We start from the raw sequence: 21,060 nt of genomic DNA, 5'->3' as shown, positions 1-21,060 counted from the left end.
CGATCATTTACACTTTTATCGTTTTGGTTGGCCAAAACCTTACATTCTCCCTATACTGTTGAACGATGACGTCCTTCGCCTCGTTCAACGGTGTAGAAGAGCGATAATGTACGGTGAGATCCTGCGGACGCTCCTCAACAGGCCCGTCCAATCCGAGCGCGACGTCAGACTCCTTGCCCTCCGCTTCGCCGCGATCTGCTTCGTCATTGCCATAGCCGTCGATTCCGCCCTGCAGTTGCTCGCCTTTCACGGCTGGCTTGGCCTGCTGCGCGGTTGGGCGATCACGATCGTCGTCGTCGCTCTGGTCGCCTATCCGATCGGAAGGTACATCGGAGCGACACGCCTTGAGCACTATCGCACCAAGCTGAAGCTGAACGAGAAGAGCCTCGCCGACAGTCTCACGGGCCTCAGGAACCGCACCTCCTTGCCCATCGACTACGACGCCGCATCGGAAGGGAACCGGCTCCTCATTCTCGTATCGCTCGACCGCTTCAAGACTGTGAACGAGCGATACGGTCACGTGGTCGGCGATCGAGTCCTGATCCGGGCCGCTCGCATGATCGCCGAGGAGCTTGGCAATCTCGGCAGCATCTATCGCACCGACGGCACGGAGTTCGCCGTGCTTGCGACCGGCTATACCGTCGCCGAAGCCAAGACCCAGGTTCTGGCGCTTCTCGCGCGAGTCGAGGGCGGCAACTTCGGCACTTTGGAAAAGCCGGTCAGCCTGACGGCATCGGCCGGAATCACCGAGGTCACGGACGCGATCACGTTTACGCAGGCCTTTGCGGCCGCCGACAGCGCCCTCGAGTTTGCCAAGGCCACCGGCCGGAGCCGCGTCTGTCTCGCCTCGGAGCCGACCGCGCCCGGTATCGTCGAGGGCGATGAGATCGTCTGGAGCTCGGACGGGCCGGCCCCGCAAAAGCGTGGCCGCACCCGCCGCTCCTGACAACGCGCTTCCAAGCTCACGAGTCCGCTGCCCGTTTGCGAGGCTGGCCTTGCATCTCCATCTGTGGTCTATGTCGCCACGTTCTCAAGCCACAGGGAAGATCCGCTTGGCTCGCAAGCCCCGCCCAACCGACGAACCAGTCACACCGACCCGTGAGGCAATCCTCCGTTTCGTTTCGGAGCATCCCGGCAAGGGAACGAAGCGCGATATAGCTCGCGCCTTCGAGGTGCATGGAGAGGGGCGCGTCGTCCTGAAGCGCATACTGAAGGAACTCGAGGGCGAAGGCCTGATCGAGCGTCGGCATCGTCGCTTCGCGGAGCCTGGCTCTCTCCCCGCGGTGTTGGCCTGCGATATCGTCAGTCGCGATCGCGACGGCGATCTCTACGCCGAACCGGCAGAATGGGACCCCGACCGAGGTCCAAGGCCTCGTTTCATTGTCGTCGCCATGCGCCGCAGACGCGGCGAACATGGCCCGGCGGCCGGCCTCGGCGACCGCATACTGGCCCGCGTCGTCGAGCTGCCGGACGGCTATGAAGGCTTGGCCAAGGCCGGTCTTCGCGTCGTGAAGGTACTGGAGAAAAAGCCGGAAGGCGTGCTTGGGATTGTGCGCGTCACGGACGGTGGCGCCCGCCTGCTGCCGATTTCCAAGAAGCAGCACGAGGAGCTGGTCATCGACGCCGCCGACCTTGGTACGGCGGAGGATGGCGACCTCGTCTCCGTCGACGTCATCCGCTCCGGTCGCTTCGGCCTCAGTCGCGCCCGGGTACGAGAGACCGTTGGCAATCTCCGCTCGGAAAAAGCGGTGTCGATGATTGCCATCCACGCCAACGACATTCCCTACGTTTTCCCCGATGCCGTGATCCGCGAGGCCGATGCGGCGAAACCCGCGACCATGTCGAACCGCGAGGACTGGCGCGCCCTGCCCCTCGTCACCATCGACCCGCCGGACGCCAAGGACCATGACGACGCCGTCCATGCCGTTGCCGACGAGGACCCGGCAAATGCCGGCGGATACGTCGTCACCGTCGCCATCGCCGACGTCGCCGCCTACGTCCGGCCGGGATCCGAACTCGACCGTGAGGCGCTGAAGCGCGGCAACTCGGTCTATTTTCCCGACCGCGTCATCCCGATGCTGCCGGAGCGCATCTCCAATGACCTGTGTTCGCTGAAGGAGGGCGTCGACCGGCCCGCTCTCGCCGTACGCATGGTGTTCGATGCCGAGGGCCGCAAGAAGAGCCACAGCTTTCATCGCATCATGATGCGCTCGGCGGCCAAGCTCTCCTATCTCGAAGCGCAGGCTGCCATCGACGGATCGCCGAACGATCGCACAGGGCCGATCCTGGACAGCGCGCTGAGGCCGCTCTGGGCGGCCTACGACCTTCTAGCCGCGGCCCGCGACGCCCGCGGACCGCTGGAACTCGACATTCCCGAGCGCAAGGTGCTGCTGAAGCCCGACGGCACCGTCGATCGCATCGTCACACCGGAGCGCCTGACCGCCCACCGGCTGATCGAGGAGTTCATGATCCAGGCCAACGTGGCCGCCGCCGAAACGTTGGAAAAGCGTCGGACGCCGCTGCTCTATCGCGTGCACGACCAACCTTCGCTCGCCAAGTTGGAGTCGCTGCGCGAGTTCCTGGCGACGCTCGACATGAAGCTGGCCAAGCAGGGCCACATCGAGCCGGATCTGTTCAACCGCATCCTGGAAAGGGTGGACGGTACGCCGCAGGCCTACCTCGTCCACGAAGTGGTGTTGCGCTCGCAGAGCCAGGCCGAGTACTCACCGGTCAATATCGGCCACTTCGGCCTCAATCTCCGGAAATACGCCCATTTCACCTCGCCGATCCGCCGCTACGCCGATCTTGTGGTTCATCGCGGGTTGGTTACCGCGCTTGGCGTTGGTGACGACGGACTACCGGACGGCGCCGAAGATGCGTTGCCGCGCGTGGCCGAGGATATCTCGGCCGCCGAACGGCGCGCCATGCAGGCCGAACGGGAAACCATCGACCGGCTGATCGCCGGCTGGCTTGCCGATCGCGTCGGCGCAGTTTTCAGGGGCCGCATTGCCGGCGTCACCAAGGCGGGGCTGTTCATCCGCCTCGACGAGACGGGGGCCGACGGCTTCATTCCCATCTCGACGCTGGGCGACGACTACTTCGCCTTCGACGAAGCCCGGCATTCTCTGATCGGATCGCGGACCGGCGAAACCTATCGGCTCGGAGATACGGTCGAAGTGCGCCTCATCGAGGCGGCGCCGTTTGCCGGCGCCCTGCGCTTCGAAATGATCTCGGAGGGCAGCGCCGGGCGGCCGCTCGGGCGCGCCGCCGCCATGCGCGCGGCCAAGGCGCGAAAGGACCGCGAGCGCAAGGAGCGGACGAGCAAGGTGAGGCGCGGACGATAGGACCGCCCGCGCCGGCACCTGTGGCGCCTCAGACGCCAAGCCTCGGCCCTTCGATGGCGGGACAACGGTCCATCACGACCTTGACGCCCTTCGCCTCGGCTCGTTCGAAACCCGCCTGATTGATGACGCCGAGCTGCAACCAGATGGTCTTCGGCGGCACCGCCAGGGCGAGGGCTTCGTCAATGGTATCGCCGGCCGCTTCCGCGTTGCGGAACACATCCACCATGTCGATTTCGGCCGGCACGTCGGCGAGGCTGGCGTAAACCGTCCTCCCCTGCAATTCCTGACCGGCGAGGCCCGGATTGATCGGATACACCTCGTAACCGCGCCCGATCAGGAACCCCATGACGCCATAGACGGGGCGAGACGGGTTCTGGCTGGCGCCGACCACGGCGATTGTCCGCGTCTCCTCGAGGATGCGGGTGATGTCGTCGTCGGTCTTTCCATCCATGGCCATCGGTGACACTCCTTCTTGCGCGTTCAAAGCGTCACTATGCCATGATCGTCGACCTTCACGAAGGGATTGTGGGCAACCTCCCAAAGATGACCGTCGGGGTCGGCAAAATATCCCGAGTAGCCGCCCCAGAAGACCTTCTGCGGCTTCTTCTTGAGCGTCGCACCCGAAGCGAGCGCTCGCGCCATCGCGGCGTCCACCGCCTCTTCAGACGGATAGTTGTGGGCGAGCGTCATGCCGTCGAAGCCCTGGCCGTCATTCTCCACTTCGGCGTCCTCGGCGAGCAGCGCCCTCGGGTAAAGCGAAAGAACGAGCCCTCCGAGCTGGAAGAAGACGATCTGTTCGCCAGAGCCTGGACCGGCCGTGAAACCAAGCGCTTCATAAAAGGCGCGCGCCCGGCCAAGGTCGGAAACGCCGAGGGCAATGATCGATACGGTTGAGAAATGCGTCTCTCCGGTCATGGTTTTCTCCTTGTCCATCTTCCCGAGATTAGGCCCGCTCGCCCCAATCCCCGTCAGCAGTCTTTGGCGGATTGGGCGGCAAAGTGAATGGCAAAGGCGGGAAAACCAGCCGTTCACGCTTGACTCGACGCAGCCGACGTGGTGTCAGGCCGTCAAGCGAGCTGCCGGCGACAACCGGACGGACGCAAGAACGAGGTGGGAAGCCATGTTCGACTTGACTGGAATGACGGCACTGGTCACCGGAGCCTCCGGCGGCATCGGCGGTGCGATTGCAACTGCGCTCCACGCACAGGGTGCGAAAGTGGCGCTCTCCGGCACGCGAGTCGCCCCCCTTGAGGAACTGGCCGGCCAACTGGGCGAGCGCGCGCATGTCGTTCCCGGCAACCTGTCCGACCGGGCGGATGTCGACCGCCTGTTCGCCGACGCCGAAGCTGCCCTCGGTCAGGTTGACATTCTGATCAACAACGCAGGCATCACCCGCGACGGATTGTTCATGCGCATGAAGGACGAAGACTGGGACCAGGTTATCGAGGTCAACCTGACCTCCGGCTTCCGTCTCGCTCGCGCGGCGATCAAGGGCATGATGAAGCGCCGTTTCGGCCGGGTCATTGGCATCACGTCCATCGTCGGCGTCACCGGCAATCCCGGTCAGGGCAACTATGCGGCCGCCAAGGCCGGCATGATCGGCATGACCAAGGCGCTGGCCGCCGAGGTGGCGACGCGCGGCATCACCGCCAACTGCGTCGCGCCTGGCTTCATCGAGACGGCGATGACAGACGCCCTCAATGACAAGCAGAAGGAAGGCACGCTGGCCAACGTGCCGATGGGCCGGCTCGGCACCTCCGATGAGATCGCCGCCGCCTGCGTCTATCTGGCAAGCCGCGAGGCCGCCTACGTCACCGGCCAGACGCTGCACGTCAACGGCGGCATGGCGATGATCTGATGGTCGGTCGGGCGAAATGTCCGGCAATGCCTTGATTTTTTAAGGTTTCGCGGGTGGTTGGAAAACCGTTCGCGATCATCGGCGGTTCCGCCGGGCATATTCGGCTCGAGTTGAAGTGAACCGAGCCACGGGAATAGGCCCAAACGATTGACTCCGGAGTGTTTCCTTCCCGATCGGACGACTTTGTTCGAGCGGGAAATGCTCTGGGGGCCGCTAGTCAGCAGGGGCGAAGTGTGTTACCAAGCCCGCGATCTGATCGGGAACCGTCCGAGGACCCGCCCGAAGGTCGTGAGCACGAGCATTGGCTGAGATCGCCACGATTTCCGAAGGGGTTCGGACACGTTCTACCCTCGGGGGCGGGCGATCGGACCAACCGGGGGAGTGCCGTCAGGCACTGGCATGCTCGACACCTTCGGTAGCCGGTCACCGTCGCCATGGCCTCGCGAACGCGCGGCAGGCGGCGAGCGGCCGACGTCCCGTTCGGCAATGGATTTGGACTAACAAGGATCCGTGAACATGAGCGAAGTCGCTGAAAAGGTGAAGAACATCGTCATTGACCATCTCGGCGTGGACGCCGACAAGGTGGTTCTTGAGGCCTCCTTCATCGAAGACCTGGGTGCTGACTCCCTCGACACCGTCGAGCTGGTCATGGCCTTCGAGGAAGCCTTTGGCGTCGAGATTCCCGACGATGCCGCCGAGACGATCCTGACGGTCGGCGACGCCGTCAAGTTCCTCGAGAAGGCGACGGCCTGATTTCCGGACGCGTTCGGCTGGGAAGCAGTTCCTCCCCGAGGAACTGCTTTCTTTGCTTGACAACGCGTTTGCGGGACCGGTGCCGGCTGCGAGGCCGGCAGTCTTCTCGGTCGGCCCCGGCCAGCTGAACGGTCCTTTTGCTCCGTCAACTGCGTCCCGCTCGCGCGTGTCCTCCTCATGGCGACGGACCCGGCGGAGACGACCAACAGGGAGGCTCTCGTCCAAATGAGACGAGTCGTCATCACCGGTCTCGGCATGGTCACGCCGCTCGGCTGCGGTGTCGAGCACAACTGGTCCGCCATCAAGGCGGGCAAAAGCGGCATTCGCCACATCGATACCTTCCCCGTCGATGATATCGCCTGCCAGATCGCCGGCCTCATTCCGCGCGGCGACGGCACCAACGGTACGTTCAATCCCGACCTCGCCATGGATCCGAAGGACCAGCGCAAGGTCGACGATTTCATCATCTTCGCGCTGGAAGCGGCCCGTCAGGCGGTCGAGGACAGTGGCTGGAAGCCGACCGAGTATGACGATCAGGCGCGTTCCGGCGTGCTGGTCGGCTCGGGCATCGGCGGCATCAACGGCATCGTCGAGGCGGGCTACACGCTCCGCGACAAGGGGCCGCGCCGCGTCTCTCCGTTCTTTATCCCCGGCCGTCTGATCAACCTCACCGCCGGCTACATCTCCATCGCCCACGGCTACAAGGGGCCGAACTCATCGGTGGTCACCGCCTGTTCGACCGGCTCGCATGCCATCGGCGATGCCGCGCGCCTGATCGCCAACGACGAAGCCGACGTGATGATCGCCGGCGGCTCTGAAAGCCCGGTCTGCCGGATCTCGCTGGCCGGCTTCGCGTCGATGAAGGCGCTTTGCTTCACCTTCAATGATCGCCCCGAGCAGGGTTCGCGTCCCTATGACCGCGACCGCGATGGCTTCGTCATGGGCGAAGGCGCCGGCGTTGTCGTCGTCGAGGAGCTGGAGCACGCCAAGAAGCGCGGCGCCACCATCTACGGCGAAATCGTCGGCTACGGCATGTCGGGCGACGCCTACCACATCACCGCTCCGTCCGAGGACGGTGACGGCGCGTTCCGCTGCATGAAGGCTGCCCTGCGGCACGCCAAGATCTCGCCGGACGAGATTGGCTACGTCAACGCCCACGGCACGTCGACCATGGCCGACGGCATCGAGGTCGGCGCCGTCGAGCGGCTGTTCGGCGATTCGGCCAAAACCCTCGCCATGTCCTCGACCAAGTCGATGACCGGTCACCTCCTCGGCGCCGCCGGCGCCATCGAGGCGATCTACTCCACGCTCGCCGTGCGCGACGGCATCCTGCCGCCGACCATCAACCTCGACAATCCCAACGTCGAGACCTCGATCGACCTCGTGCCCCACAAGGCCAAGGAGAAGAAGCTGCGTTACGCGCTCTCCAACTCCTTCGGCTTCGGCGGAACCAACGCGTCGCTGATCGTCAAGGCCTTCGAGGGCTGACGCATCCCCCTGGCGTCGCCCCAGGGCAGCGCTTCGGGAAAGCGAGTCGGCGGCAACGGCCACCGGCGCTGAGGACGGAAAAATCAGGCCTGCCGGATCTATCGTCCGGCGGGCCTTTTGATTCGGAAGGCAAAAGCTGTGGCAATCGCCAAAGCGGCGCTTGCCAAGGCAGGAGTCGGCGTGTTGCTTGGAAGCTCGCCCGAACGGGCCTGAAAGACGCCACGCCCTCACGAACGGCATCTTGACGGCCACCGTTCCGCGCTGCTGCCACATTCATGGGCGGAAGTGGCGGATCGCGCCCCCCATGAAGAGACTTGGACCCATGGACGACAGGCAGGACGCAGCCGACACCACGCAGGAAATGAAAACGCGGCTGAACCCCAAGAGCCCGCGTGAAGCGCTGGCGCCAGAGCAGGCGCCGCCCTTGCCGCGTTCGCGTCGGGCCCGCAACCCGATCGTCGTCGTCATGAACGCTCTGGTGACGCTGCTTGTGCTCGGCGTCGTCGCTGCGGGGGCCCTGCTCTACTGGGGCAAGGCGGAGTTCGAGAAGCCCGGGCCGCTCGCCGAGGACAAGGTCGTCATCATTCCCGCCGATTCCGGCCTCGCCCGCATTGCCGATATCCTGGAGACCGAGGGGGTCATCGAAAGCCCCTATGACATGCTCGGCCACTATATCTTCATCGGCGGCGTGCGCGCCTACCAGCAGCAGGGGCGCCTCAAGGCCGGCGAATACGCCTTTCCGGCCCGCGTCAGCATGCGCGGCGTCATGAACATGCTCGTTTCGGGCAAGGCGATCCTGCACCAGATCACTTTCCCCGAAGGGCTGACTTCGCAGCAGATCGTCAACCGGCTCAAGCAGAACGAGTTCCTGACCGGCGATATCGCCGCCGTGCCCGCCGAAGGCACGCTGCTTCCGGAAACCTACAGCTTCACGCGGGGCGCGTCCCGCAGCCAGATCCTCGAGCAGATGAAGGCCGCCCACACCAAGGTGCTCGACCAGGTCTGGGCCAACCGCACCCACAACCTGCCATTCTCCGAGCCCAAGCAGCTCGTCACCCTGGCCTCGATCGTGGAGAAGGAGACGGGCAAGGCCGACGAGCGTCCGCATGTCGCATCGGTCTTCCTCAATCGCCTCGAGAAAAACATGCGCCTGCAGTCCGACCCGACGATCATCTACGGTCTCGTGGGGGGCGCCGGCACGCTCGGCCGGCCGATCAGCCGCGCCGACATCGACAAGTCGACGCCATACAACACCTACCACATCAACGGCCTGCCCCCCGGACCGATCGCCAACCCGGGACGCGCCGCCCTGGAGGCGGTCGCCAATCCGTCCAATACCAAGGACCTCTACTTCGTTGCCGACGGCACCGGCGGGCATATCTTCGCCGCCAGCCTCGCCGAGCATAACCGCAACGTCGCCAAGTGGCGCAAGATCGAGCGCGAGAAAGCCGCCGCGGGCAAGGTGGACGTGGACACCAAGGATCCGGACGCCATCGATCTGCCGCCGGATTCCGACGGCGAAGCCCCCGACGCCAAGGCTGGCGATCCCAAGGATCTGCTGGATGGGGCAACGCCACGCGACGCCGCACAGCCCGTGTTGCCACAACCCAAGCCGGAGTAGTGATCCCGGCATAGGACAAGAGTTCTGCGGGCCGAGCTTCGGCCCGCAGAGCGGAATTTATGCAAGCCGAATTTCTAGCGGGAACGGAAGCGCCGGAGGACAGGCCGCAAGGCTCGCCTTCGGCCGCTCACATCGCCTGGACCGTTACCGTCCAGCGAGCCCTACGCGCATCAGAAGTCGCCGGACCGGTCCAAGATCGCGGGCCAGCATCAATCCCGTGGCGCGCGCAATCTGCATGGGCAGGACGTCACTCAGCAGGGAGCGATTGAGAAGATCGACGCCGGCAACGCGCCCTGATACGTCGAAACGACGCGCCTTGTCGTAATCCCGAGCCGCTTTCTCGCCATCGAGCCGCTTGCTGCCTGACAGGTGCATCGCACTCCGAACAATGTCCTCTACTCTTTCGACGTCACGAAGCGTCAGGTTGAAACCTTGCGCGCCGATTGGCGGGAAGCCGTGCGCCGCCTCTCCCACCAGAACGACACGACCCGACGCGAGTCGTCGCGCCTGAAAGCCTGAAATCGGCCAACGCTGACGAGGACTATCCACGGTCATGACGCCCAGGGCGGAACCGGAACGGCGCTCGATCTCCAACGCAAGCGCCGCATCGTCGAGACCATTTGCACGCGCGATCACCTCGGGGCGATCCATCCACACCAGCGATGAACGACCCCGCCCATGGGGAACCAAAGTGAACGGGCCAGCCTCGGTGTGGAACTCGACCGAGGTGTCACGGTGCGGCTCGCTATGCGAGAGCGCCAGCACCAAAGCTTCCTGAGGATAGCTCCAGGACTTCACGTCGATGCCGGCGGCCTTGCGCACACCGGAGTTGCGGCCATCGGCAGCGATCACCAAGGAGGCCGCGACGGTCTCGCCCGAGGAAAGCCCCAGGAGTGCGACGTCCCCTCGTTGATCGAGCGTCTGGAACAGCGCTTCAAAACGAACGATGCGGTCGGCCCGCGCGGCTACCGCGTCCGACAGTGCTGCGACCAGCGGACCATTTGCGACATTGTAGCCGAACAGCTCGCGACCGATCTCCCGCGCCTCGAACGTCACGTCAGGAGCGCGGAACAGGCGAGAGGAGGCGTCGACAAGCCGCATGTTCCTGAGCGGAGCGGCAATGCCTTCCAGGTCGGCCCAGACACCATGCCTCTCGAGAAACGCGACCGAGCCCCCCAACAAGGCCGTGGTTCGCCAGTCATCCACACCCGGGCGCGGCGCGATCAGGGCCACGCATGCGCCGGTGTCGGCAACGGCCATGGCAGCGGCAAGCCCCGCCGGCCCTCCCCCAACGACGGCCACGTCGAAATGCTGCGATGCCTCACTCATGCCTTGCTCCGAAAACTGGAGCCCTATGTGGCCACATCGCGCACATTTGACAAGGCCACGACGCGCTCACTGCGCCCCTCGAACAAAGCGGCACGACGACGGAACAGAGCGGTCATGCGATCGACCACCGCACGAATCTCGGGCCGATGCCGGTCCTCGTTGTTCATGACCAGCCAACTCTTGTGACGAAGCTCGGCGACCTCACCCCCGACTCGCCGAAGCTCCGGGTCAACATCGCCGACAAAGCACGGCAGCACGCCGACCCCGGCCCCGGACAGGATCGAGTGGCGAAGCCCTTCCGCCCGGCTGACCGTGGCAATCAGGTTGTTTGGCCACTTCTCGTGCGGATAGCGCAAGTAGCGGGAGACCGCGGCCTCCTCCGTCACCGCGACCCAGCGTTCAGCACCGCCGTCCGGCATGTCGGTCGCGGCGTAAACGGCATAGGCAACCTCCGGCAGGCGCACGGCGGCAAGGTTGCTTTCTTCCGGTTCGAAAGCCCGGATGCCGATGTCGGCGCTGCGGTGAGCGAGCGATGCCCTTTCCTCGCCGATGCTGAGATCGATGCCATGCCGGTCACCAGGCTGGACAAGAACGTCGAGATTGCGCGCCAGGAAGCGGGCGCACCAACTGCCGGCGCAGATGCGTACGCGCACGGCGCCGCACAGGCCGGCGTTCCAGATCTCCACTTCGCGTCCCGCCGCCTCCATCCCGACGAGATGATCGAGCAGCGCCTGCCCCCCGCCGGTCAGCGAATAGCCGGCTTGGCTACGGAGGAACAGTCCGCACTCCATTTGCCGCTCCAGCTCCAGCATGCGCCGGCCGATGGTGGCGCTGGAAAGGCCAATGCGCTCCGCCGCTGCGCTGAGGCTGCCGCTGCGGGCCACTGCCAGGAAGATCTGATACGAGTCCCAGGGGATGTGTTTCATTTCTGCATGCCAAGTTGCAATCTTGAAGGATTGAACCGATTCATAGATAGCCGTATCTAGATGACGAAACAAGGGAGAAATGCCATGACCCCTGACCAATACGTCCAGCTTTTCATGCAGCCCAAGCCGAAGAGAAGGTCATTTCCAGACCAGAGTCAATATGACTACGAACTGGAGCTTATAGACCCCTGCCAGAGAACCAGCATCGTCAGGCGAACAGTCCGCTATATTATCGGACTAATTCACTAGAACTGTCAACTTGGCGCGAGAACTCTGGAAATGCGCCGCATCTGACGAAAATCGCGGTGGATTCAACAAAGGCGTCGACCCTGGTCGGCGCCTTTCCCAATTTGCCCGAAACACCCGCCTGGATTGCATCTTGGCGACCATCAACTCGATTTCGCTCCAGCCCAAAGGGGATGCTAATGGACTTCAGGGGAGTCTCGTTGCCGCCGTCTCGTCCGGACCGGATCCCAGCGCCAACTTCAGCGCAAGCGGCATACTCGGTCGCCTCGACGCACATATGTCAATGCTCCGCCCGACGCCCCGCGCCAGCTTTCTCCCGCGCGATTTCCTGTTCCTCGACGAAGACGACGGGTACTGGTCTGGTGGTACGCGCTGATCGAAGCACAAGGCTTCGCACACAGATGGAGACGTACATCCCCATCCGCCTGCGTCAGCCCGATTGATCCTCCACCGAGGGTCAACGCGAGTTGCGGATCACCTGCACGTCGAGATCGCGGATCTTCTTGCGAAGCGTGTTGCGATTGACGCCCAGAAGTTCGGCCGCCTTGATCTGGTTGCCGCGCGTCGCCGCCAGCGCTGCACCGATCAGCGGATATTCCACTTCCTTGAGAATACGGTGGTAGAGGCCGGGCGGCGGCAGGTTGTCGCCAAACTCGGCAAAATACTTGGCCAGGAAGCGCTCCACCGACTCCGACAGATCCTCGTCAGCCTGCGTCTCCTCTTCCACCAGCGTCACCGTCGGTGTCGCCAGCTCCGCCTCGATCAGATTCACCGTGATGGTGTCCTGCGGATAGAGGGCGGCAAGACGACGAACGAGGTTTTCAAGCTCGCGGATGTTGCCCGGCCAGCGATAGCGCTTGAGACGCTCGACCGCCGCCGACTCGATCTGCTTGGACGGCAGCCCCTCTTTCTCGGCGACCGTGAAGAAATGCCGCACGAGGTCGGGAATATCCTCGATACGCTCGCGAAGCGGCGGCAGGCGGATCGGAACCACGTTGAGGCGGAAGAACAGATCTTCGCGGAAGAGGCCCTGGTTGATCAGCAGCCTGAGGTCCTTGTTGGTCGCGGCAACGATGCGCACGTCCGTCTTGATCGGCGTACGACCGCCGACGGTGGTGTACTCACCCTGCTGCAGCACACGCAGCAGGCGCGTCTGGGCATCCATCGGCATGTCGCCGATCTCGTCGAGGAACAACGTACCGCCCTCGGCCTGCTCGAACCGACCGGCAGAGCGGGCCTGCGCGCCGGTGAAGGCGCCCTTCTCGTGGCCGAAAAGCTCGCTTTCGATGAGGTCGCGCGGGATGGCCGCCATGTTGATCGGCACGAAGGGGCCGGTGCGGCGCTTGCCGTAGTCGTGCAGCGCCCGCGCCACCAGCTCCTTGCCGGTGCCGCTCTCGCCAGTGATCATCACCGTCAGGTCGGTCTGCATCAGGCGGGCGAGAACGCGATAGATTTCCTGCATGGCTGGTGAACGGCCGACCAGCGGCATGTTCTCCGAGCCGTCCTCGCCAACGTCGAGCCGCTGCTTGCCCTTGGGTTCGGCCAGCGCCCGGCCGACGATGGAGATCAGTTCCTTGAGGTCGAACGGCTTGGGCAGATACTCGTAGGCGCCCTTCTCGGAAGCACGGATCGCCGTCATGAACGTGTTCTGCGCGCTCATCACGATCACAGGCAGGTCGGGGCGCGCCTTCTTGATGCGCGGCAGCAGGTCGAAGGCGTTCTCGTCGGGCATCACCACGTCGGTAATGACGAGGTCGCCGTCTCCCTGGCTCACCCAGCGCCACAACGTCGCTGCGTTGGATGTGAGGCGCACTTCATAGCCCGCTCGAGACAGGGCTTGGTTCAGCACCGTGCGAATTGCGGAGTCATCGTCGGCGACGAGTATGCTGCCGGTAGGCATCAGAGAAGACCCTTTCAGTCCGCGATCTTGTCGACGTAGGCGGGAAGGAGGAGGCGGAAGGTGGTGCGGCGCGGCTGGCTTTCGCATTCGATAACGCCGCCATGGTCGCCAACGATCTTGGCGACCAGAGCGAGGCCAAGGCCCGTGCCGTTGGTCTTGGTGGTGACGAACGGGTCGAACATGTGCGTCTGGATCTCTTCAGGCACACCCGGGCCGTTGTCGCGCACGCAAAACTCGAGCGGCAGGCTCACGCGCTCGCGCGTACCCGGCACCGAGAGACGCACGCCCGGCCGGAAGGCCGTCGTCAACGCGATTTCCGCGTCCGGCGTGTCGGTCAGCGCCTCGGCGGCGTTCTTGACGAGATTGAGGAACACCTGCACCAGCTGGTCACGATTGGCGTAGACCGGCGGCAGAGACGGATCATATTCCTCCACGAGCCGGATATCGCGAGCAAAGCCGCTGAGGGCCAGACGCTTCACATGCTCCAGCACGGCGTGGATGTTGACCGGCTCACGCTCGATCGGTCGCTCGTCGGAGAATACTTCCATGCGGTCGACCAGCTTGACGATGCGATCGGCCTCGTCGGTGATCAGCTGCGTCAACGCCCTGTCGCCATCGTCGGCCGACTGCTCCAGAAGCTGCGCCGCGCCGCGAATACCGGAAAGCGGGTTCTTGATCTCATGCGCCAGCATGGCGGCAAGGCCGGTGACGGACCGCGCTGCGCCGCGATGGGTGAGCTGCTTGTCCATCTTGTCGGCCATGGTGCGCTCCTGGAGCATGATCACCACATGGCCGGGACGATCGGATGCCGGGGCGGCGTAGATATCGACGACGCGCTCGCCGCCATTGCGCGGCGTTCCCACGTCGACGCGATATTCGTTGACCGAAGCCCCGCGTTCGCGCACCTGCTCGACCAACTGCAACAGCGGGCTGCCGAAAGGCACGAAGTGTCGCAGCGAATGCCGGCCGAGCACGGAAGCGCTCGACTGGAAGAAGTTCTGCGCCGCGTCGTTGGCCGAACAGACGCGTCCCTCCGGATCGAGCATGATTACCGGATGTGGCAAGGCGTTGAGGATCGACACTTCGAGATCCCGCTCCGCCGGAACCTCCGCGCCCGGTGCGGATGAAGACGTCGTCATGCGGCAACCCTCTCGAAACTCGCGCCTTCGGCGAACCACTCGCCAACGGCCTCCATCACCGCCTCCGGCGTTTCCGCCGTCAGCGCCCGCCGGCGGATTCCGGGTGCCGACGCGTCGTCGCGCGGCACCGCCTCAAAGGTCCAGCCAACGTGCTTGCGGGCCATCCTGAGGCCCAGCCCCTCGCCGTAATGGGCAAGCATGTGCTCGTATTGCGCCATGAGCGAACCCAGGATCTCGTCCCGGTCCGGCGCCTCGGCTTCGCCCCCCGAACGCAGCGCGGCGGCAATCCGCCCCGGCAGCCAGGGACGACCGTAGGCGCCCCGCCCGACCATCACCGCGTCGGCTCCCGACTGGCGCAGCGCCTCGCGTGCCGACGCCGCGTCGACGACATCGCCGTTGACGACCAGCGGAATGGACACGGCCTCGCGCACCGCGCTCACCTTCGACCAGTCCGCCGAGCCTTTGTAGAACTGGTTGCGGGTACGGGCATGCACGGTGACCATGGCGACGCCGGCCGCCTCGGCCCGCCGCGCCAGTTCCGGCGCGTTGATGCAGGCGTCGTCCCAGCCGAGCCGCATCTTCAACGTCACCGGCACCTTGACGGCGCCAACGACGGCTTCGATGAGGGTAAGGGCGTGGTCGAGATCGCGCATCAGCGCCGAGCCGGAATAGCCCGATACAACCTTCTTGGCCGGACAGCCCATGTTGATGTCGATGATGTCGGCGCCACCGGCTTCCGCCGCGCGGGCGCCCTCGCCCATCCAGCGCGCCTCACGGCCGGCAAGCTGCACGACGTGCACCCCCTCATCGTCGGCCTCGGCGCGCGTCGTCGTTTCCGGGTGCCCGTCGAGCAGGGTTTCCGATGCCACCATTTCGGACACGGTGAGGCCGGCGCCATAACGGCGCGCGATACGCCGGAACGGTAGGTCGGTGATGCCAGCCATCGGCGCAAGAAACACCGGCGACGGCACAGTCACGCCGCCGACGCAAAGCCCCGACGCCGGCGCAGTCATTACTTCGCGATCCGGCCTGGAAACCGCCATGCTTACACCTTGTGCACGAAAACTCACTGCATACAAATTACGCAATTGATAGCCGCTCGGAAGAAATGACGCAAGCGTCTTGCGGGGCATCCGGCCAATAACGTAACGAGAATGCACATTTTTGCCGCGACCGCCATTCGGTCGCCAGCGGAGCCTTGCAAACGGCGATGCCAACCAGCGCCATCACTCCCGCCCATCCCGCAAAACGCCCCACCGTCGCGGTGATTCTGGTGGCCGCCGGGCGCGGCAGCCGAGCCGCCAGTGCCGGCGCCCCACCCAAACAGTACCGCCCGCTTCGCGGCCGACCGGTCATGGCTCGAACCGCCGAGGCCTTTCTGGCGCACCCTGGTATCGACAGGGTACTGACGGTGATCCACCCCGACGATCAAGCGCTCTATGCCAACTCTGTATCAGGAATCGACGACCCGCGTCTTTCGCCGCCCGTCGCCGGCGGCGCGGATCGCCAGGCCAGCTGCCTCGCCGGCCTGCAGGCGCTCGCTCACGATGCGCCGGACCTCGTGCTGATCCATGACGCCGTGCGTCCCTTCATTCGCCGCGACGCCATCGATCGGGTGATCGAAGCGCTCGGGCGCGAGGTCGCCGTGCTCTGTGGCGTATCGGTGATCGACACGGTCAAGCGGGCCGATGCGGCGGGTTACGTGAGCGAGACGGTACCGCGCGAGGGGCTTTGGCGAGCCGCAACGCCCCAGGGGTTCCGCTACGCGGAAATCGTAGCCGCCCACAAGGCGCTCGCCGCGCGCGGCATCACTGGTGTGACCGATGATGCCGCCGTTGCCGAACTTGCCGGCCATCGCGTGTTGCTCGTCGATGGCGGCGCCGACAACGTCAAGCTGACCACTGCGGAGGATTTCGACATGGCCGAACAGCGCCTCGCCGCCGAGGCTTTTCTCGCCTGCCCCGACGTCCGCGTCGGCACGGGCTACGATGTCCACGTGCTGGAGCCCGGCGACGGCGTGACGCTCTGCGGCGTGTTCATCCCGCACGACCAGCGCCTCAAGGGACACTCGGACGCCGACGTAGCGCTGCACGCGCTGACCGACGCCATCCTCGGCGCCCTCGGCGACGGCGACATCGGCAAGCATTTTCCGCCGTCGGAGGAGCAATGGCGCGGCGCCGCATCCACTCTGTTCCTGAAGGACGCGGTTCGCCGCCTCGCAGAGCGCGGCGGCCTCCTCGCTCATTGCGACGTCACGATCATCGCCGAGGCTCCCAAGGTGGGACCGCACCGCGACGCCATGCGCTCGGCCATTGCCGAAGCCTGCGGCATCACGATCGACCGGGTCGGCGTCAAGGCGACCACGAACGAAGGACTTGGCTTCGCCGGCCGGTGCGAAGGCATCGCCGCCATCGCCACCGCGACGATCAGGCTGCCGCTCGATCGATGACACCGAGATCGCGCCAGCCTTCGGATAGGCCAATGGCAACCTATATGTCCTTCATGCCCACACGGTAACCGACTGCCGAGAAGGAGATCGTCATGACCGACCTTTCGCCGCTCCATCCTCGCGCCCAGCACCTCCTCGAGAAAGCGCGAGCCAAGGGCGCAACAATCGCCACCGCCGAGAGCTGTACCGGCGGTCTGGTTGCCGGCCTGCTCACCGAAATCGCCGGTTCGTCGGACGTGGTGGAGCGCGGCTTCGTCACCTATTCCAACGCGGCCAAGATCGAAATGCTCGGCGTGCCGGAGGCGACGCTAATCGCCCACGGCGCCGTTTCAGAGGCGACGGCCCGCGCCATGGCGGAAGGAGCGCTTGCCCACTCGCGCGCCGCCTTCGCCGTTTCCATCACCGGCATCGCCGGCCCCGGTGGCGGCACGGCCGACAAGCCTGTCGGCCTCGTCCATTTCGCCTGCGCCCGTACCGGCGGTCCGACGGTCCACGCCGAACGACGCTTTGGCAGCCTCGACCGAGCCGGCGTGCGCTATGCGGCAGTGGTTCAGGCGCTCGCCATGCTGGAAGAGGCGATTGCCGACTGGTCATTGACCGCCTGAGATGACGCCGACCGGACGCTCCGTGCTTTCACGAAGTCGATGAAAGCACGGAGCGGGGCCGGTACCAAACGACGGCCAGGATAGTAGAGGAAGGGGCCGGAAAAGCTCGGCCACCATGGCTCCAGGACCGGCTCCAGCGCTCCGCTTGAAAAGTGCGGCCGAATCCAGCCCTCGAAGAGGCCCACGATGCCAACGCCGCCGATCGCCGCGGCAACCATAAGCTCGGCGGCGCCTCCAACCGCCACCGTCAACTGCCCGGCGGGATCGACGTTGAAGATCTCGCCATCCTTCTCGAACTCCCAGGGCGCAATGGCGCCGCTTGCGAAACGGCCGCGGATGCAGTTGTGACCGAGCAGGTCGCGCGGATGCGTCGGCCGTCCGCACCGGTCGAGATAGGTGGAGGAAGCGGCGAGCGCGTAGCGCTGGTGACGCGGCCCAATCGGCACGGCGATCATGTCCTGTTCGAGCCGCTCATCGTAACGAATGCCCGCATCGCAACCGGACGCAACCAGATCGACAAAGGTATCCTCTGCAACGATTTCGAGATGGATGTCGGGATAGGCAGCCAGAAAGGCCGGCACGATATCCGGCAGTACCAGCCGTGCCGCGCTGACGGGCACGTTGAGCTTGAGCCGTCCGGCGATCCGTTCGCGATAGCCGTTGACGACGTCGAGCGCGAGATCCACCTCGGCGATCGCGGGCTTCAGGCGGTCGGCAAGCTCCCGGCCGACGGCCGTCAGTTCGACACTGCGTGTGGTACGATGGAGAAGCCGCACGCCGAGCCGCGCTTCGAGACGGCGTACCGCCTCGCTGAGCCGCGAGGCACTGTCGCCGGTCGCTCGGGCCGCGTCGCGAAAGCCGCCGGCCTTGACGACCGCCAGAAACGCAGAGATATCGCCGAAGTCCACGCCCATTGTTCAGATATCCGTACAGCCTGTACCGATTGTAGCCCGTTCCCCGAACAGCAACCAGGACTTATCTCTGGGTTCCATTAGCGCAGGAGAGAGCCCATGTCCTCGATCGATCAATCCGGAACCTACCGCCTCGGCGACCGCCACGTGAAGCGGCTCGGCTATGGCGCCATGCAGCTGGCCGGCCCTGGCGTTTTCGGTCCGCCCAAGGACCGGCCTCAAGCCGTCGCTGTGCTCAGGGCAGCGATCGCTGCCGGCGTCGACCACATCGACACCAGCGACTTCTACGGCCCGCATGTCACCAACGAGATCATCCGCGAGGCGCTGCATCCCTACCCTGATGATCTTACCATCGTCACCAAGGTAGGGGGCAAACGTGGCGCAGACGGCTCGTGGCTGAAGGCCGACACGCCCGACGAGCTGCGTTCGGCCGTTCACGACAACCTTCGCAATCTCGGCCTCGACGCGCTCGACGTCGTCAACATGCGCTTCATGTTCGATCCGCATCACCCGGCCGAAGGCCCCGTCGAACCGCAGATCGAGGTGCTCGCAGAGTTACAGAGCCAAGGACTCATCCGCCACATAGGCGTCAGCCACGTGACGTCGGCGCAGGTCAAGGCCGCCCGTCGCATCGTCGATGTCGTTTGCGTCCAGAATCTCTACAATCTGGTCCACCGCGACGATGACGCCCTGATCGACGAGCTTGCCGCCGAAGGCATCGCCTATGTGCCCTACTTCCCGCTTGGGGGCTTCTCGCCATTGCAATCGGACACGCTGAACGCTCTGGCAGGACGGCTCGGCGCAACGCCCATGCAGTTGGCGCTCGCCTGGTTGCTCAGGCGCTCGCCCAACATCCTGCTCATTCCGGGCACGTCATCGCTCGGCCATCTCGCGGAGAACCTCGCGGCGGCGAACATTGAGCTCGACGACGCTACGCTCACGGAGCTCGACGCCATCGGCAAGGCGTGACGCGAGCGGTGAGGCTGCGGCTCAGCCGCGCCTCACCGCCTGAACTGGCGATAGAGCGAGATGATGACGACGGCGCCGATGGTGCCGCCGATCAGGTTGGCGATCCAGCCGCGCGGAAAGAAACCCAACTGACCGGCCACCCAGCCAAACACGACGGCGCCGACCACGCCGAGAATGAGGTTGGTCAGGAGACCATGATCGGAACGGGTGAAGCGTTCCGCCAACCAGCCGGCCAGCAGTCCGATGACGATGGTTCCAATGATGCCGACGCCTGCCATTCCGGGCCTCCATGACCGATCATGGAGGTCAATGTAGGATGCGCTCATAGGGTCGGAAAGGGGTAAATTGGCGGCGAACGAGAAACCGCGCGCCCATTTCACCGAAGATGCGCCGTCAGAACCTTGAAGCTGGCGTAGCCGAAGGCAACGGCGAGCAAACCGTCGAACATGCGGCGGATGCGGGCAAAGCCGCGCGCGACCGTTCCTGACGAGAACAACAGGGCGTAGGTCAGGAAGATAAGCGTGCTTTGCAAGCCGACGGCCAAGATGACCACCAGCAGCGTGATTGACGGAGCATCCGACGGTACACCAACCGAATACAGGGCGCCGAAGAACAGAATGGCCTTGGGATTGGTGAGATGGAGCAGCAGCCCTTTGCGATAGGCCTCTCCCGTCGTCACGACATCCGTTGCGCCGAGTGTCGGCGCCTGCGGATGAAACGCACTCCACGCCGACTTGACGGCGAGATAGAACAGATAGCCGGCACCAGCGTAGCGGACCGCTTCGAGAAGCCAGGCATTGGCCAGCATGACCGCACCAAGGCCGAGCGCGGCAGCGGCCGACCAGGCGAGCGAGCCTGTCACCACCCCAAGCGCCATGGCGACGCCGCGCCGCCGGCCAGCGCCCACCGACATCGAGGCGATGCCAAGCGTCGCCGGTCCGGGGCTGGCGGTGGCGATGAACGCGGCGGACAGGATGATCGGCAAGTTGACGGCAAGGCTCACATCACCCTCCCGGCCCAGCTAGGCGTTGACGCCATAGATGGAGTCTGCGCGTTGCTCGAAGGCTTCTGAGAACTTGCGGAAGGCTCGATCGAACATCGCCCCCATGAGGGCCCCGAGCATCCGGCTGCGAAACTCGTAGGAAATCCAGAAATGGATGTCGGCGCCGCCACCATCGCGCGGCGTGAAGCTCCATCGGTTGTCGAGGAAGCGGAACGGGCCGTCGATATACTCGACATTGATGGAAAGCCCGGCACGATCGAGCGTCACCATCGAGGTGAAGGTTTCGCGCACAGGGCCATAGCCAGCCGTGAGGTCGGCAATCAGCACCTCGTGCTCCGCCTCGTCGACACGACGCTGCCGAACGATCAGGCGCTCGCAGAGAGGCACGAACTCGGGGTACTTCTCGACATCGGCCACCAGATCGAACATCCGCTCCGGGCTGTGGTTGACGTGGCGAACGGTCTCGAAGGTCGGCATTGTCCGATATGGTCCTGTTGGTCGGCAAGAAACGAGGCGGCC

General features: G+C 64.9%; 20 protein-coding genes. 9 read left to right on the top strand and 11 right to left on the bottom strand.

Annotated features, from left to right (window positions below; genetic code table 11):
* Positions 1–106 precede the first annotated feature (106 nt).
* Entirely contained in the window at positions 107–946 is an 840-nt protein-coding gene (locus tag M4J40_RS20265) for a GGDEF domain-containing protein (RefSeq protein ID WP_251756228.1), read from the top strand.
* A 70-nt stretch (positions 947–1,016) separates the two neighbouring features.
* Positions 1,017–3,344 (top strand): ribonuclease R, encoded by a 2,328-nt coding sequence (gene rnr, locus M4J40_RS20260; RefSeq protein ID WP_405030779.1) that lies wholly within the window; start codon positions 1,017–1,019, stop codon positions 3,342–3,344.
* A 28-nt stretch (positions 3,345–3,372) separates the two neighbouring features.
* Here the strand turns inward: rnr and M4J40_RS20255 are convergent, their stop codons facing one another.
* Together M4J40_RS20255 and M4J40_RS20250 are read right to left on the bottom strand one after the other, a co-directional pair.
* On the bottom strand, positions 3,373–3,801 hold the full coding sequence (locus M4J40_RS20255; RefSeq protein ID WP_251756226.1) for a CoA-binding protein: 429 nt from the start codon (positions 3,799–3,801) through the stop codon (positions 3,373–3,375).
* A 23-nt stretch (positions 3,802–3,824) separates the two neighbouring features.
* Positions 3,825–4,259 carry a VOC family protein gene (locus M4J40_RS20250; protein ID WP_251756225.1) on the bottom strand — a complete coding sequence of 145 codons (435 nt, stop codon included), beginning with the start codon at positions 4,257–4,259 and terminating at the stop codon, positions 3,825–3,827.
* A gap of 205 nt (positions 4,260–4,464) precedes the next feature.
* On the opposite strand from M4J40_RS20250, the gene fabG reads away from it, so the two are divergent.
* The 4 genes from fabG to mltG all read left to right on the top strand — a co-directional run bounded on the left by fabG (position 4,465) and on the right by mltG (position 9,064).
* Positions 4,465–5,202 carry a 3-oxoacyl-[acyl-carrier-protein] reductase gene (fabG, locus tag M4J40_RS20245; protein ID WP_251756224.1) on the top strand — a complete coding sequence of 246 codons (738 nt, stop codon included), beginning with the start codon at positions 4,465–4,467 and terminating at the stop codon, positions 5,200–5,202.
* Between the two features lie 516 nt (positions 5,203–5,718).
* Entirely contained in the window at positions 5,719–5,955 is a 237-nt protein-coding gene (locus M4J40_RS20240) for an acyl carrier protein (protein WP_026792810.1), read from the top strand.
* A 225-nt stretch (positions 5,956–6,180) separates the two neighbouring features.
* Positions 6,181–7,443 carry a beta-ketoacyl-ACP synthase II gene (gene fabF / locus M4J40_RS20235; RefSeq protein ID WP_251756223.1) on the top strand — a complete coding sequence of 421 codons (1,263 nt, stop codon included), beginning with the start codon at positions 6,181–6,183 and terminating at the stop codon, positions 7,441–7,443.
* A 304-nt stretch (positions 7,444–7,747) separates the two neighbouring features.
* Positions 7,748–9,064: an endolytic transglycosylase MltG gene (gene mltG / locus M4J40_RS20230; RefSeq protein ID WP_251756222.1), complete on the top strand. Its 1,317-nt coding sequence runs from the start codon at positions 7,748–7,750 to the stop codon at positions 9,062–9,064.
* 144 nt (positions 9,065–9,208) lie between these two features.
* On the opposite strand, the gene M4J40_RS20225 is transcribed toward mltG, so the two are convergent.
* The 5 genes from M4J40_RS20225 to dusB form a co-directional block, all read right to left on the bottom strand.
* Complete coding sequence (locus tag M4J40_RS20225) at positions 9,209–10,393, bottom strand: UbiH/UbiF family hydroxylase (protein ID WP_251756221.1); 1,185 nt, start codon at positions 10,391–10,393, stop codon at positions 9,209–9,211.
* A gap of 23 nt (positions 10,394–10,416) precedes the next feature.
* A complete protein-coding gene (locus tag M4J40_RS20220) occupies positions 10,417–11,319 on the bottom strand; it encodes a LysR family transcriptional regulator (protein ID WP_251756220.1) in 903 nt (300 codons plus the stop codon).
* A 703-nt stretch (positions 11,320–12,022) separates the two neighbouring features.
* The gene (gene ntrC, locus M4J40_RS20215; protein WP_251756219.1) at positions 12,023–13,465 is read right to left on the bottom strand and encodes a nitrogen regulation protein NR(I); all 1,443 of its coding nucleotides are present in this window, start codon (positions 13,463–13,465) and stop codon (positions 12,023–12,025) included.
* A gap of 14 nt (positions 13,466–13,479) precedes the next feature.
* Positions 13,480–14,604 (bottom strand): nitrogen regulation protein NR(II), encoded by a 1,125-nt coding sequence (locus M4J40_RS20210; RefSeq protein ID WP_251756218.1) that lies wholly within the window; start codon positions 14,602–14,604, stop codon positions 13,480–13,482.
* Entirely contained in the window at positions 14,601–15,617 is a 1,017-nt protein-coding gene (gene dusB / locus M4J40_RS20205; RefSeq protein WP_251756217.1) for a tRNA dihydrouridine synthase DusB, read from the bottom strand. The genes M4J40_RS20210 and dusB overlap by 4 nt, the downstream gene beginning before the upstream one ends.
* Positions 15,618–15,814: 197 nt before the next feature.
* Between dusB and M4J40_RS20200 the strand changes: the two genes are divergently transcribed.
* Together M4J40_RS20200 and M4J40_RS20195 are read left to right on the top strand one after the other, a co-directional pair.
* Positions 15,815–17,053 (top strand): bifunctional 2-C-methyl-D-erythritol 4-phosphate cytidylyltransferase/2-C-methyl-D-erythritol 2,4-cyclodiphosphate synthase, encoded by a 1,239-nt coding sequence (locus M4J40_RS20200; protein ID WP_251756216.1) that lies wholly within the window; start codon positions 15,815–15,817, stop codon positions 17,051–17,053.
* Positions 17,054–17,145: 92 nt separating this feature from the next.
* Positions 17,146–17,658, top strand: a complete 513-nt coding sequence (locus M4J40_RS20195; protein WP_251756215.1) for a CinA family protein — start codon at positions 17,146–17,148, stop codon at positions 17,656–17,658.
* On the opposite strand, the gene M4J40_RS20190 is transcribed toward M4J40_RS20195, so the two are convergent.
* Positions 17,604–18,572 (bottom strand): LysR family transcriptional regulator, encoded by a 969-nt coding sequence (locus tag M4J40_RS20190; RefSeq protein ID WP_251756214.1) that lies wholly within the window; start codon positions 18,570–18,572, stop codon positions 17,604–17,606. The two genes, M4J40_RS20195 and M4J40_RS20190, sit on opposite strands and share 55 nt — an antisense overlap.
* A 96-nt stretch (positions 18,573–18,668) precedes the next feature.
* On the opposite strand from M4J40_RS20190, the gene M4J40_RS20185 reads away from it, so the two are divergent.
* A complete protein-coding gene (locus M4J40_RS20185; RefSeq protein WP_251756213.1) occupies positions 18,669–19,538 on the top strand; it encodes an aldo/keto reductase family oxidoreductase in 870 nt (289 codons plus the stop codon).
* A gap of 32 nt (positions 19,539–19,570) precedes the next feature.
* On the opposite strand, the gene M4J40_RS20180 is transcribed toward M4J40_RS20185, so the two are convergent.
* From M4J40_RS20180 to M4J40_RS20170, 3 genes are all read right to left on the bottom strand, one after another.
* A complete protein-coding gene (locus tag M4J40_RS20180; RefSeq protein WP_251756212.1) occupies positions 19,571–19,816 on the bottom strand; it encodes a GlsB/YeaQ/YmgE family stress response membrane protein in 246 nt (81 codons plus the stop codon).
* Positions 19,817–19,914: 98 nt separating this feature from the next.
* Positions 19,915–20,541: a LysE family transporter gene (locus tag M4J40_RS20175; protein ID WP_251756211.1), complete on the bottom strand. Its 627-nt coding sequence runs from the start codon at positions 20,539–20,541 to the stop codon at positions 19,915–19,917.
* Between the two features lie 18 nt (positions 20,542–20,559).
* On the bottom strand, positions 20,560–21,018 hold the full coding sequence (locus M4J40_RS20170; RefSeq protein WP_251756210.1) for a type II toxin-antitoxin system RatA family toxin: 459 nt from the start codon (positions 21,016–21,018) through the stop codon (positions 20,560–20,562).
* Positions 21,019–21,060 lie beyond the last annotated feature (42 nt).

It is taken from the genome of Pleomorphomonas sp. JP5, assembly GCF_023721815.1.
In the GTDB taxonomy this organism is placed as follows: domain Bacteria; phylum Pseudomonadota; class Alphaproteobacteria; order Rhizobiales; family Pleomorphomonadaceae; genus Pleomorphomonas.
This window is presented reverse-complemented; position numbering and strand designations above follow the sequence as displayed.